This window comes from Hydrogenophaga taeniospiralis CCUG 15921 (assembly GCF_001592305.1).
In the GTDB taxonomy this organism is placed as follows: domain Bacteria; phylum Pseudomonadota; class Gammaproteobacteria; order Burkholderiales; family Burkholderiaceae_C; genus Hydrogenophaga; species Hydrogenophaga taeniospiralis.
This window is the reverse complement of record NZ_BCWR01000016.1, coordinates 165564-177872: the sequence shown is the minus strand read 5'-3', so window position 1 is coordinate 177872 and position 12309 is coordinate 165564. Positions and strand designations below refer to the sequence as shown.

Here is a 12309-nt window from a genome sequence, read left to right as displayed (position 1 = left end):
TTTGGTTGGTTGATGGAGAGGAAGGCGCGTCACACCGCCACCGGTGCTTCGGCGGTGGCGGGAGCCGGGGCGTTGCCCAGGGGTCGGGCCACGAGGGCGGACGCGGGCAGCACGAGGTCGCAGAAGCGGCGCAGCTGCGCAGGCGCGTCGGCGGCCAGCCCAGCGGCGGCCACAAAGCGATCCGGCCGCAGCAGCACCCAATCCACGTTCCGTTTCTGGAACCACAGCTGCAGTTCGTTCTCCAGGTCCTGCACCACGGTCACCTCGGCGCTGGCCGCCGACATGCCGGGTTCGCTGGCCCCGCTGCGGGCGCGCACGCCCACCAGGCGCGTGCAGCCCAGGGCCAGCAGTTGGTTCAGCAGTTCGGCGGGGGCCTGCGCCAGTGGATCGCCGCGCCAGGACAGCAGCGCGAAGCGGCCACCGATCACGTTGTCCAGCTTCTCGCTGGTGCCCAGGGTGCGCTCGACGTTGGGCTGGATGAACATGCGCCCCACCAACTCGTCCTGCGCGGCCTTGCCGCTGTTGAGCACCACGCCGGTGGAGAACCGGGGCATGGGCTTGAACTTCATCTGCAGCACGTAGTCCCGGAACTTGGGCACGTTGCGGATGGAGAGGAAGAACTTGTCGCGCATCCAGGCCACGAAGCGGTTGCGCTGCGACAGCACCGCGCCGAACAGGTCGGCCAGGTCGATCATGGCCTTGGTGTGGGCGTGGCGCTCGTCGTGGTAGCTCTGCAGCAACTCGGGCTTCATGCGGCCCTGGACGATCCAGGCCAGCTTCCACGACAGGTTGAACGCATCGCGCAGGCCGGCGTTGAGCCCCTGCCCGATCCACGGCGGCGTGATGTGGGCGGCATCGCCCGCGATGCAGACCCGACCGGCGACGAAGGACTTGGCCACGCGCGAGTTGTGCGTGTACACGCGGGCCCGGATCACGTTCAGACGGCTGGGGTCGGCCACGTGGTTGCGCAGCAGGTCCAGCACCTTGTCGGGCGCGAGCATCAACTCGCCGTCTTCACCCGGGAACAGCATGAACTCCCAGCGGCGCAGCCCGTACGGCAGACGGAGGCAGACGTAGGGGCGGCGCGGCTCGCAATGCAGCGCCGTGTAGGGCGCGTCCAGCGGGTCCTGGTCGCACTCGATCACCACCCACTTGTTGGGGTGGGTCTGGCCCTCGTAGGGAATCTTCAGCAGGCCTTCGCGCACCGTGCTGCGCGCGCCGTCGGCGCCCACCAGGTACTGCGCGCGCACGGTGGTGGTGCTGCCGTCCTCGGCCTGCAGCATCGCGGTCACGCCGTCGGTATCCTGCTCGATGGACTGCAGCGCCACGCCAAGCCGCGTGGTGACGTGGGGGTAGCGCTCCAGACCCTTGCGCAGCGTCTGTTCGCCCAAGGGTTGTGAGAACAGGTTGCGACGAAACCAGCCGAACTCGCGCGTGCTGGGCAGGATCTCGGCGAAGCAACGCTTGTCGGCCGTGTACATGCGCATGGGCACGTTCTGGATCATGTCGCGCAGCATGGTCTCGGCCAGGCCCACGGCCTGGAAGGTGCGCAGGGCCTCGTCGTCCAGCCCCACGGCGCGCGGAAAGTCCAGCACCTGGGGGCTGCGGTCCACCACCAGCGTCTTCACGCCGTAATGACCCAGCAGGTTGGCGATCGACACGCCGACCGGGCCTGCGCCGACGACCAGCACTTCGGTGCTTGTGGTTGTGTTCATCGTGTTGTCTCCCCCAAAGGGTGTTCAGGCCGGGATCAGCAGCTGGCTTTCCTGCTGCACCAGCAGGTGGCGCACCGACTTGCGGAAGGCCGTGAAGCGCTCGTCGGCCATCAGCCGTTCCCGGCGCTGGCGGCGGTCTTCGTAGTCGTCGAAGGCCCAGAGGTAGATCAGCTGGTTGAGGTCGCCGCTTTCGGGCTGCATCAGGCTGACCAGGCGGCCCAGCAGTTCGGTCTGCACGGCGCGGCCGGCCTCGTTGTAGAGACGCAGGTACTCGCGCACGCCGCCGGGCACCAGGGTGTAGGTTCTGAGTTCGTGAAGCATGGGTTCAGTGGGTGGGGAGCAGGAAGTCGCGCACCAGCGGATGGAACAGTGCGGGCTGGTCGTCGTGGATGTAGTGGCCCGCGCCGGGCACCACGGCGCTGCGGATGCGTGGGTTCAGGCGCTGCATCTCGTCGACCATCTCCGGCTGCAGGTAGTCGGAGTTCCCGCCCCGCACCACCAGGGTCTCGCAGGCCAGCGCCGCCACATGCGGACGCAGGTCCACCACCCGGGCCGGGTCGGGGTTCAGGCGCGTGGCGGCAATGCCCACGTGGTCGTACCGCCAGGTGAAGCCGCCGCCATCGGCCGGGCGCAACATGCTCTGCAGGCGCTGCTCGCGCGATTCTTCCGTCACGCTGGGGCGCAGCGCGCGCATGAAGTCGCGGGCCTCGTCCCAGGTGGCGAAGTGGCTGGGCGTGGTGGCCAGTTCGCGGCGGATGCGGATCGCGCCGGGGCTGGCCTCGAAAGCGCCGGGCCCCGCGTCTTCCACCAGCAGGCGGTTCACCTTCGACGGATACCTTGAGGCGTAGACGATGGCGTTGATGCCGCCCATGGAATGGCCCAGCAGGTCGAAGCGGTCCAAACCGAGCGCTTCCACCACGGCCGCCAGGTCGTTCACATAAGCATCGGTGTAGTAGTTGTGCTGCAGGTCCCAGTCGGAGCGGCCGCGTCCGCGCTGGTCGAAGGCGATCACGTGGAAGTCGGGCTGCAGGGCCGCGGCGACGCCGGCGAAGGTCTCGGCGTAGCCGCGGATGCCGTGCAGCATCACGACCGGGCGGGCCGTCGGAGCGCCCCACTGCGTCACCTGCAGACGCAGGCCGGCGCTGGTCACGGTGTGGTCGCGGCGTTCCATCGTGGTGCTCAGACCAGACCGTCCAGGCCCTTGGCGTCGGCGGCCTTGAGCCCGCCCAGGCGCGCATTCAGCCGGCCGCGCGTGGCAAAGGCCCAGCACACCAGCACCTCGTCGCGGTTGGGCGCGTCGTTGAAGCTGGCGCTCACCGTGTCGTAGTGGGAACGCACGTAGAGCGCGTCCTTGTAGGCCAGCGGGATGTCGAGCACCGTGCCGGGCACGCCGCGCTTGCCGGTGGACGGCACCCAGGCCTTGCCGCCGCCCAGGGCCACACGGATCGGGTCGGCCGCGGGGTTGGTGAGCAGCGCGTTGCCGTGTTCGTACTCGCCGTCCAGGCCCACCAGGATGGCCTTGCCGTAGCTCTCGATCTTCTGGGGGCCGGCGGCCTCCTGGATGCGGCGGCCGAACTCGCGGCCCAGCTCGGGCGAGCCTTCGATCCAGGCGCTCAGGTCCTGTTCGTAGCGGCCAGCGTAGGGGTTGTGGATGCAGGCGGCGATGACGATCTTGCGCAGCGGCGCGCCGTCGGCGGGGGCGCCGGTCTCGCCAGCCAGGCTGTCCTCCACCTGCAGGAACCACTTGCGGATGTGAAAGATGCCGAAATTCGGGGACTTCATGAGGGGTCTTCTGGTGAGGGAATGGATCAGAGGGGCTGCAGGTCGAAGGGGTCGCTGGGCGCGTTGTATTGGCCCAGCACCCGCTTGCCTTCTTCGTCGTCGTGCACGGTTTCGAGGAAGAACTCGAAGCGGTGGCCGTCGGGGTCGGTGAAGTACAGGCCGTAGCCCACCTTGTGGTCGGTGGTCTTGACCACGGGCACGTTCTTGGCCAGCAACATGCCGTAGAGGCGGCGCAGTTCGTCGAGGTCGCCGTCGATCTCCAGGCCGTAGTGCTGCATGTTGATTTCGCCGATCTGCATGGCGCGCAACACGGCCGGGTCGGCCTTGATCAGGGCGATGTCGTGGTGCTTCTTGCCGAACGACATGAAAACCCAGCGCGGCTCGCGTGCTGTGACCTCCATGTCCAGAACGTCCTCGTACCAGCGGGCGCTGGCCTCCGGGTCCTTGACGTAGAGCGCCAGGTGGGTGCGCAGGATGCGCGGCTTGACGTTGATCGATGAGGTGCTCATGCCCAGGTCCTTCAGTTGATGGATTGCGGGTGGGCCTTCACCGGCGCCACGAAGGGCGTCCAGGCGACCGAGGTGATTTCGCTGAAATCGCGCCACTCCTTGAACCAGCTCTTGCCGCCGTCCATGGAGCGCAGCAGGTGGCCGTATTTGGTGCCGGCGAACAGCAACGAGGGGTCGGACGGGTGGGCGCCAAAGGCCCACACGGTCGAGTTCGGCGTGGTGTGCAGCAGCGCGGGCGCCCAGGTCTCGCCGCGGTCTTCGGAGCGGTAGATGCGGGTGCGCGTGCCGGGCGTGCCGTCGCCGATGGCCAGCAGCAGGGTGCTGCCGGCGGCGTCCACCACCTGCACCGTGCGCGTGTAGTACATGCCGTCGAAGCGCTCCTTCGAGGCCTTGCCCGTCCAGGTCTGGCCGTCGTCGGTGCTGGTGTAGACCGAGTTCACCGTCAGCACGAGGTTCTTCTGCGGCACACCGTCCGCCGGTGGCAGCACCGCGATGGCGTGGATGTCGGAGTTGCTGATGGTGCCGCCGGGCGTGTCGACGCGTTCCCAGGTGTCGCCACAGTCGGCGCTGCGCCAGGCACCGCCCTCTTCCACGCCGAACCAGACCTCACCGCTGCGCACCGGGTTGACGCAGATGGTCAGGATGCGCGGGCGGTTCACGCCCTGGCAGAACTCGGGCAGCTCGATGTTCAGCTGCTCCCACGACAGGCCGCCGTCCTTCGAGCGGTACATCCGCGCCCGCGACGGCGCGCCGGTACCGGCGTAGACCATCTTCGGGTTCGTCGGGTCGAACGCGATCGCCCACACGGTCTGCTGGTTCATGGGCGAGTCCACCCGTTTGAAGTGCCCGCCGCCGTTCACGCTGATGCACAGGCCGGCGTCGGCCCCCGCCAGCACCCGCGACGGGTCGGAGGGGTCAACCGCAAGGCTGCGCACCACGCCGTCGAACTCGATCGCCTCTTTCAGGCCCAGGCGGTGCCAGGTGGCGCCATCGTCGATGCTGCGCAGGATGCCCTGGCCTGCGGTGCCCACCAGAATGGTTCCGTTCATGTTGCTGCTCCTGTGTGGTTGTGTCAGATGAAGATGCCGCGCGTGATGCCGCCGTCCACCGCGATGGACTCGCCGGTGATGGCGCCGGCGCGCTCGGAGGCGAGGAAGAGCACCGTGTCAGCGATCTCGTTGGGCTGCAGCACCCGGCGGATCGGCGTGACCTTGGCGTAGTTGGCTTCCACCTGCTCGGGGGTCAGCCCCTGCAGCTTGGCTTCCTTGGCGTAGAGCTCGTGGATGTGCGGCGTCTCGACGACGCCCGGGTGGATCACGTTGACCGTGATGCCTGACGGGCCCAACTGGTCGGACAGGGTCTTGGTCATGTGGCAGATCGCCACGTTGCGCATGCCCGAGAGCTGCTTGCTGCCGCGACCGGTTAGGCCACCGATGTTGATGATCCGGCCGAAGCCGTTCTTCTTCATGTGGGCGGCCGCCGCCTTGGCGCAGCGCATGTAGCCAACAACCTTGATGTTGATGTCTTCGAGCAGGCCTTCGGGGTCGGCGTTCTCGATCTCGCTGCGCACCAGGCCACCCGGGTGCGCGGCGCCGTTGACCAGGATGTCGATGCGGCCGAAGTGCTGGGCCACCCGGTCCATCATGGCCTGCACCTGGTCGGTCTTGCTGACGTCGGCGGAGGCGGCCAGGATCTCGACGCCGGTGGCGGCGGAGATGTCACGCGCCGCCTCTTCCAGCGCGCCTTTGCTGCGCGCCACGATGGCCACGCGCACGCCTTCGCGCGCCAACGCCTCTGTCACCGCCCGGCCGATGCCGAGGCTGCCACCGGTCACGACCGCGACCTTGCCTTTGAGATTCAGATCCACAACGTCTCCTTCAGGGGTTTGGGGAAGGCCGGCGCCTCGCCGGCCTCGGGTATTCAGGGGATGGGCCGCTCTACAGCGCCATCTCGATCAGCATCGGGCCTCGTTTCGCGAACGCCTGCCGCAGCAGGGCCGTCAGTTCGCTGCTGGTGGTGGCGCGCCCGCCGGGCACGCCGTAGGACTGGGCCAGGGTCACCCAGTCGATGCGGGGCTTGTCCAGGCTGGTGATCTCTGCGGCGCGGTTGCCGAGCACCGCGCCGCCGCGGCGCAGTTCGTTGCGCAAGATCGCGTACTGGTGGTTGGCGGCGATCAGCACCACGACGTCCAGGTCTTCATGCGCCAGCGACCACAGGGTCTGGATCGTGTATTGCGTGCTGCCGTCGGACAGCAGGGCCACCACCTGGCGGTTCGGGCAGGCAATGGCCGCACCCATGGCCACGGGCAGGCCCTGGCCGATGGCGCCGCCGGTGTTGGTGAGCGTGGTGTGCGGCCGGGCGGCGGCCGACACCGCGTAGAAGGGGTAGCCACAGGTGCCGCCTTCGACCGAGACGATGGCTCGCTCGGGCAGCTCGTTGGCCAGGGCCAGCGCGATGCGCGCCGGGGTCAGCGGCCCCTCTTCCGGCGGGCTTAGCACAGCGACGGGTATAGCCACCTCGACCGCGCCCAGCAGGTCGGCCACCTGCTCCAGGCGCGTGGCGGCGTCATCGCCCACCGCCGCCAGCTTCAGCAGGCGCTCGGCCGGCACCAGCAGGCTGGGATGGCCTTCGTAGCCGAAGTAGGTCACCGGCGGCAGCGCGCCGACCAGCACCACCAGATCGGCCGGGTCCAGCACCTCTCGGGCGGGCTCGGGGAAGTACGGCAGGCGGTCGAAGGCCGGCAGGCCCTGGCCGCGCTCCGAGCGCGAGGGGAAGGTCTCGGCGTAGGCCGTGGCACCCAGCGCGGCGCACAGGCGCTGCACCGCCTTCTGCGCGCGCACGCCCAGGCCGCTCAGCTCACCGCCACCGCCGAGCAGGAAGACGATCCTGTTCGCGGCCTTCAGCCGCTGCACGGCGGCCACGGGGTCGAACGCGGCCGGCACTTCGGCGCCCACATCGGCGGCCGGCTGCTGCAACGCCACCTGCTCGCCGCCGGTGTGGGCTTGGTGGTCGGCGGGAAAGATCAGGGTGGCGCCCTGGCCACCGCGGGCCAGGCTCTGCTTCACCGCTTCGCGGCCGGCCGCGTCGCTCTGCTCCACGGCGGCGATGCGGTGCACCCAGCCCGACACCGGGCGCGCCAGCGACTCGATGTCCGAGGTCAGCGGTGAGTCGTAGGGCAAGTGCCAGCTGGTGTGGTCGCCGATGAGGTTGACGATGGGCGTGTGGGCACGCCGGGCGTTGTGCAGGTTGGCGATGCCGTTGGCAAAGCCGGGGCCCAGGTGCAGCAGGGTCGCCGCGGGCCGGCCCGTCATGCGGCCGTAGCCGTCGGCGCCGCCGGTGCAGACGTTTTCCTGCAGACCGACCACGCAGCGCATGCGTTCCTCGCGTTCCAGCGAGCGCACCAGATCCAGCTCGGTGGTGCCCGGATTGGCGAAGCACACGGTCACGCCCTCGTCCGCGAGGGCCGCCAGTAGCGCGTCTGCGCCGGTCATGTCTTTGCGATTTGTCATGCTGCCATTTTATCAAATATTGATAAAACAGCAAAACTTGACGTGTGTCAGATGTTTTATACGTACTTGTTTATCTTTTAGATTAAATTGTGTATACGCGCGCAAAGCAGTCACTTACGCCAGACGGGCCGCAGGCCACCCGCATCAGGCGAGAATCCCGGCTCTGCTCGGATAAGCTTCACGCCACCCGAACACGCCTTCCCAGTCCATCCGCTGCTGCACGTCGCCTTCGATGCCGCGACCAAAGCAGTGCCACCGAAGCGCCAGAAGACCCCACCATGAACAGCCTCCGACGCATGCTCGACATCCTCAATCTGTTCAAGCCCGGGCAGCCGGTGATCGACGTCGAGACCATCTGCTCGCAGCTGGGCTATGCGCAGGCCAGCGCCTACCGCTACGTGCGGGAACTGAGCGATGTGGGCCTGTTGGTGCGCCTGCCCCGGGGCTATGCGGTGGGACCGCGCGTGATCGAACTCGACCGCCACATGACGGAATACGACCCGCTGATCACCTGCAGCCGCGATCTGCTGGACGAACTGGTCGCGCGCACCGGCATGCACGCCCTCATCAGCGAGCTCTACAGCTCCACCGTCATCAACATCCTGCAGAAACACGGCAGCGAAACCGAGCCCTTGAACTTCGGCCGCGGCCGTCCCATGGACCTGTTCCGAAGCGCCACGTCCCGGGTGATCCTGGCCTACCTGCTGCCCCGGCAGCTCAAGCGCGTCTACGAGAGCAATGCCGCAGAACCCAACCTGCAGCGGCTGGGGCCCACCTGGAAGGACTTTTCCCGGGCCATGCTGACCATCCGCAAGCAGGGCTATTGCGTGAGCGCGGGCGAGCTGGACCCAGGAAAAACGGGCCTGGCCGCGCCCATCTTCGATGAAAAATCAAGAATCCTGGGGGCGGTCACTTTGGTCGGGAGCAACGAACGTTTCGCTGCCTTCTCCCAGGACTACCTCGTCAAGCTGATCACCAACGCGGCGGCCACCATCACGGCGCGCATCGCAGCAGACCAGCCCACCAGCTGAGGGGCAGCGGTCGATCGCAGACCGCACACATCGCCTTGAGTTCTGCGCCAGGGCTGTGCTCCTGGCGACAGAGAAATCGCCACTGGCCGCAAGCCTACGGAAACAGGGACTTCAGAAAGACAAAAGGCCCCCACTTGCGTGGGAGCCTTGTCATACTGGCGGAGCGAGAGGGATTCGAACCCTCGATGAGGCTCTACACCCCATACTCCCTTAGCAGGGGAGCACCTTCGGCCACTCGGTCATCGCTCCGGAGCCTTCTATTATGCCTCAAGTTGCCGGCGGCTCAGCGAGCGCAGCATGCAACTTCGGCCCCGATCAGCCAGCGAGGCTGTCGTCGGCGCGGTCCAGGTCGAACTCGCGGTGCAAGGCGCGCACAGCCAGTTCCATGTACTTCTCGTCGATCACGACCGAGGTCTTGATTTCCGAGGTGGAGATCATCTGGATGTTGATGCCCTCGTCGCTCAGGCACTTGAACATGCGGCTGGCCACACCCACGTGGCTGCGCATGCCGATGCCCACGATGCTGACCTTGCAGATGCGCGCATCGCCCACCACGTCAGCGGCGCCGAGTTCGGGCACGACCTTGTTCTTGAGCAGGTCCATGGCCTTCTGGAATTCGCCGCGGTGCACCGTGAAGCTGAAGTCGGTCTTGCCGTCCTTGCTCAGGTTCTGGATGATCACGTCGACTTCGATGTTGGCCTCGGCCACCGCGCCCAGGATCTGGTACGCGATGCCGGGTTTGTCGGGCACGCCGAGCACGGAGATCTTGGCTTCGTCGCGGTTGAAGGCAATGCCGGAAACGACGGCTTGTTCCATTTCTTCGTCTTCCTCAAAAGTGATCAGGGTGCCGGAGGCGGCTTCTTCATTCAGGTCGATGTCCCAGGGCGTGAAGCTGGAGAGCACGCGCAGAGGCACCTTGTACTTGCCGGCGAATTCCACCGAGCGGATCTGCAGCACCTTGCTGCCCATGCTGGCCATCTCCAGCATCTCTTCAAAGCTCACGCGCAGCAAGCGGCGCGCTTCGGGCACCACACGCGGGTCGGTCGTGTACACACCATCCACGTCGGTGTAGATCAGGCACTCGGCGGCCTTGAGCGCGGCGGCCACGGCCACGGCCGAGGTGTCGCTACCACCACGGCCCAGGGTGGTGATGTTGCCCTCTGGGTCCACACCCTGGAAGCCGGTGACGATGACCACCTTGCCGGCGCCCAGATCGGCACGCACGCGGGCGTCGTCAATCGACTCGATGCGCGCCTTGGTGTAGGCGCTGTTGGTCTTGATGGGGACCTGCCAGCCGGCATAGCTCACCGCCTCCAGGCCTTCGGCCTGCAAGGCAATGGCCAGCAGGGCCGATGACGCCTGCTCGCCAGTGGCGGCCAGCATGTCGAGTTCGCGGCCATAGGCGCTGTCGGTCTTGGCCGGAGCCAGCTCTTTGGCCAGACCCAGCAGGCGGTTGGTCTCGCCGCTCATGGCGCTGGGCACCACCACCATCTGGTGGCCGGCCTTGTGCCACTTGGCCACGCGCCGGGCCACGTTACGGATGCGCTCGGTGGACCCCATGGAGGTGCCGCCGTACTTGTGAACAATCAAAGCCATCGGGTTGGATCGGGGTTGGGTGTGTATCTGTGGGAAGTCGGTGTGACCCGCAGCGGCCACGCGGTCTGTCGAGCCGTTGGGCCCAGGGCAAAACCGATCAATTATATCGGCGGGGTGTAACGCAGCCTCTCGCCGTCCCGGACCACGAACCCCGTGGCGACCTTGAGGCGGATCTGGTGGCCGCGTGTGTTGCAGTGGGCGATCTGCGCCAACAGCTCGTCGAGCTGCGCCGCGCTCGCCGCCGCCCCCGCGCTGCTGCGCAGCCAGTGGCGCAAGGCGTTGGCCTGGCGTTCGGGCGTCAGGCGCTGCAGCGACCGGATGAGTGGCGGTGAGCCCGTCTCGGCCAGGTCCAGCCGCGCCAGATCATCGAGCAGCACCTGTGCCTGGGCAGCGTGTCGGGCACTGCGCGCCAACATGGCCCGAAAACCCGGAAAACACGCCTCCCACGCGGGCATGAGCACGGCGCGGATGCGGTTGCGCGTGAAGCGCTGGTCGCTGTTGCTCGGGTCATCCACAAAGGCGTGGCCCGAGTCCCGAAGCCAATCGCGCAAAGACTGGCTCGTCAACGCCAGCAACGGGCGGCCAAACCACACACCGTGCCGCTCGAACCGCTCGGGCATGGCCGCCAGCCCCGGCAAACCCGCACCGCGGCTGAGGGCCAGCAGAAGGGTCTCGGCCTGGTCGTCGGCGTGCTGCCCCAGCAACACGCACGCGGCCTGCGCCTGCTGAGCCATGTTTGCCAGCGTCAGGTAGCGCATCACGCGTGCCGCGTCTTCGGGACTCTGGCCCGGGGCATGCGCCGCATCGACCCGGGTCACCCGCAATTCGATGCCATGCTGCAGACAGAAACCCCGGGCATGGGACTCGAAGCCATCGGCAGCGGCCTGCAGGCCGTGGTGCACATGCAGTGCCACGACCCGATCGGGCCAGCGCTGCCATGCGGCCAGCAGCAAGGCGGTGGAATCGGCCCCAGCGCTGTAAGCCACGGCCATCCGGGATGGCGCCGCCAGCGACGGTTCACATGCGCACCATTGGGCCAACGCCTGCTCGCAGGGGTTGGGCAGCGGTGCGGCCATGATCACCTCAGCGTTTGTCCTGCTTGCTGTCGGCCTTGGTGTCGGTGTAGCGGCCGTAGCTGTTGAGGCGCGCGTAGCGGCGGTCCACCAGCTCCTTGACCTTGAGATCGGCCACCTGGCGCCAGGCATCGGTCAGCGCGCGCTTGAGGAACGCGGCCATCTGCTTGTGGTCGCGGTGCGCGCCCCCCACCGGCTCGTTCACGATCTTGTCCACCAGGCCGAGCGCCTTGAGGCGGTGCGCGGTGATGCCCAGCGCATCGGCCGCATCGCTGGCACGGTCGCTGGTTTTCCAGAGGATCGAGGCACAACCCTCAGGGCTGATGACCGAATAGACCGAGTACTGCAGCATCAACACCTGATCGGCCACCGAGATGGCCAGCGCACCGCCGGAACCCCCTTCACCGATGATGGTGGAGATGATGGGCACCTCGAGCTGCGCCATCTCGAAAATGTTGCGGCCAATGGCTTCGGACTGGCCACGCTCCTCGGCATCGATGCCGGGGTAGGCGCCCGGCGTGTCCACGAAGGTGAACACCGGCAGCTTGAACTTCTCGGCCACCTTCATCAGGCGCAGCGCCTTGCGGTAACCCTCGGGTTTGGTCATGCCGAAGTTGCGCAGGCCGCGCTCCTTGGTGTCGCGTCCCTTCTGATGCCCGAGCACCATGCAGGGCTGGCCATTGAAACGGGCCAGACCGCCAACGATGGAGAGGTCATCCGAAAAGTGGCGATCGCCATGCAGCTCCTGGAAGTGCGTGAAGATCTCGCGCACATAGTCCAGCGTGTAAGGCCGGTCGGCGTGGCGCGCGATCTTGGTGATCTGCCAGGGCGTGAGGCTGCTGTAGATGTCCTTGGTCAGCTGCAGGCTTTTGCCCGACAGCTGTTCGATTTCCGCCGAGATGTCGACCGCGGACTCGGTCTGCACATAACGGAGCTCTTCGATTTTGGATTCGAGTTCGGCAATGGGTTGCTCGAAGTCGAGGAAGTTCTTTTTGGCCAAGAGTCGACTCCTCTGGTCTTTGACGAAATGCCTCTGGGGGGACACGGCGGAACCGGCTTGGCCGGGCCACTGATGCCGCCCCTGGAGGGGGATG

At 67.1% G+C, this 12309-nt stretch carries 12 protein-coding genes and 1 tRNA gene; 1 reads left to right on the top strand and 12 read right to left on the bottom strand.

Translation table 11 applies throughout. The annotated features are described in order from the left end of the window. Positions 1 to 29 precede the first annotated feature (29 nt). From HTA01S_RS18985 to HTA01S_RS18950, 8 genes are all read right to left on the bottom strand, one after another. The gene (locus tag HTA01S_RS18985) at positions 30 to 1715 is read right to left on the bottom strand and encodes a bifunctional 3-(3-hydroxy-phenyl)propionate/3-hydroxycinnamic acid hydroxylase (RefSeq protein ID WP_084236276.1); all 1686 of its coding nucleotides are present in this window, start codon (positions 1713 to 1715) and stop codon (positions 30 to 32) included. 24 nt (positions 1716 to 1739) lie between these two features. Beyond that, entirely contained in the window at positions 1740 to 2036 is a 297-nt protein-coding gene (locus tag HTA01S_RS18980) for an NIPSNAP family protein (RefSeq protein WP_068174304.1), read from the bottom strand. Between the two features lie 4 nt (positions 2037 to 2040). Continuing rightward, a complete protein-coding gene (locus tag HTA01S_RS18975) occupies positions 2041 to 2886 on the bottom strand; it encodes an alpha/beta fold hydrolase (protein WP_068174303.1) in 846 nt (281 codons plus the stop codon). A gap of 8 nt (positions 2887 to 2894) precedes the next feature. Beyond that, positions 2895 to 3497, bottom strand: a complete 603-nt coding sequence (locus HTA01S_RS18970; protein ID WP_068174302.1) for an amino acid synthesis family protein — start codon at positions 3495 to 3497, stop codon at positions 2895 to 2897. 26 nt (positions 3498 to 3523) lie between these two features. Next, positions 3524 to 4006 carry a VOC family protein gene (locus HTA01S_RS18965; RefSeq protein WP_068174301.1) on the bottom strand — a complete coding sequence of 161 codons (483 nt, stop codon included), beginning with the start codon at positions 4004 to 4006 and terminating at the stop codon, positions 3524 to 3526. Positions 4007 to 4017: 11 nt separating this feature from the next. Further along, entirely contained in the window at positions 4018 to 5055 is a 1038-nt protein-coding gene (locus HTA01S_RS18960) for a WD40/YVTN/BNR-like repeat-containing protein (RefSeq protein WP_068174300.1), read from the bottom strand. Positions 5056 to 5078: 23 nt separating this feature from the next. After that, positions 5079 to 5873 carry an SDR family NAD(P)-dependent oxidoreductase gene (locus HTA01S_RS18955; protein ID WP_068174299.1) on the bottom strand — a complete coding sequence of 265 codons (795 nt, stop codon included), beginning with the start codon at positions 5871 to 5873 and terminating at the stop codon, positions 5079 to 5081. Positions 5874 to 5943: 70 nt separating this feature from the next. Continuing rightward, positions 5944 to 7515 (bottom strand): acetolactate synthase large subunit, encoded by a 1572-nt coding sequence (locus HTA01S_RS18950; RefSeq protein WP_068174298.1) that lies wholly within the window; start codon positions 7513 to 7515, stop codon positions 5944 to 5946. A 278-nt stretch (positions 7516 to 7793) separates the two neighbouring features. Here HTA01S_RS18950 and HTA01S_RS18945 point away from each other — a divergent pair, with 278 nt between their 5' ends. Next, entirely contained in the window at positions 7794 to 8546 is a 753-nt protein-coding gene (locus HTA01S_RS18945; protein WP_068174297.1) for an IclR family transcriptional regulator, read from the top strand. A 156-nt stretch (positions 8547 to 8702) separates the two neighbouring features. Here HTA01S_RS18945 and HTA01S_RS18940 read toward each other — a convergent pair. The 4 genes from HTA01S_RS18940 to HTA01S_RS18925 form a co-directional block, all read right to left on the bottom strand. Beyond that, a tRNA-Ser gene (locus tag HTA01S_RS18940) sits at positions 8703 to 8795 on the bottom strand. A gap of 66 nt (positions 8796 to 8861) precedes the next feature. Continuing rightward, on the bottom strand, positions 8862 to 10142 hold the full coding sequence (locus tag HTA01S_RS18935) for an aspartate kinase (protein ID WP_068174296.1): 1281 nt from the start codon (positions 10140 to 10142) through the stop codon (positions 8862 to 8864). 101 nt (positions 10143 to 10243) lie between these two features. After that, positions 10244 to 11218 (bottom strand): tRNA lysidine(34) synthetase TilS, encoded by a 975-nt coding sequence (gene tilS / locus HTA01S_RS18930; RefSeq protein WP_084236293.1) that lies wholly within the window; start codon positions 11216 to 11218, stop codon positions 10244 to 10246. A gap of 7 nt (positions 11219 to 11225) precedes the next feature. After that, on the bottom strand, positions 11226 to 12215 hold the full coding sequence (locus tag HTA01S_RS18925) for an acetyl-CoA carboxylase carboxyltransferase subunit alpha (RefSeq protein ID WP_068174295.1): 990 nt from the start codon (positions 12213 to 12215) through the stop codon (positions 11226 to 11228). Between the last annotated feature and the right edge of the window lie 94 nt (positions 12216 to 12309).